Raw genomic sequence first — 513 nt, forward strand, 5'->3', positions numbered from 1 at the left:
TCTTCCTCGCGTTGACCTGCGGCGCCACCCTGGTCCTGCCGGACTCCGACCGGCCCTACGAGGACCCGGCGGGCATGCTGCGCTGGCTCGACCGGCAGGCAGTGACGATCGTCCACACCGTCCCGAGCGTCCTGGCGTCCTGGCTGAACTCGGAGCCCCGGGACACGGTCCTTTGTGCTTCGGTGCGTCTGCTGTGCCTGGCCGGTGAGCCCCTGCCGGGCGCACTGGTACGCCGTTGGCGCGAGCGGTTCCCAATGTTCACCGGCCGGGTGCTCAATCTGTACGGCACCACCGAGGGCACTGTCCTGCAGTCCTGCCACGAGGTCCCCGAGCAGGTGCCGGACGGCATCCTGCCGGTGGGCGCCCCGATCGACGACACACAGCTGCTGGTCCTCAACCGGCGCGGCGCGCTGTGCGGCGTGGGCGAGCCGGGCGAGGTCGTCGTCCGTACGCCGTTCCTGACGCGCGGTTATCTCGACGGTGACGGCGCCTCGGGCGCGTTCGGCACGAACC

General features: G+C 71.2%; 1 protein-coding gene. It reads left to right on the forward strand.

The genetic code is table 11. The annotated features are described in order from the left end of the window. On the forward strand, positions 1 to 513 hold a 513-nt coding region (locus IE249_RS28665; RefSeq protein ID WP_189709387.1), incomplete at both ends, for an AMP-binding protein.

It is taken from the genome of Streptomyces anandii JCM 4720 (assembly GCF_014650655.1).
GTDB lineage: Bacteria > Actinomycetota > Actinomycetes > Streptomycetales > Streptomycetaceae > Streptomyces > Streptomyces anandii.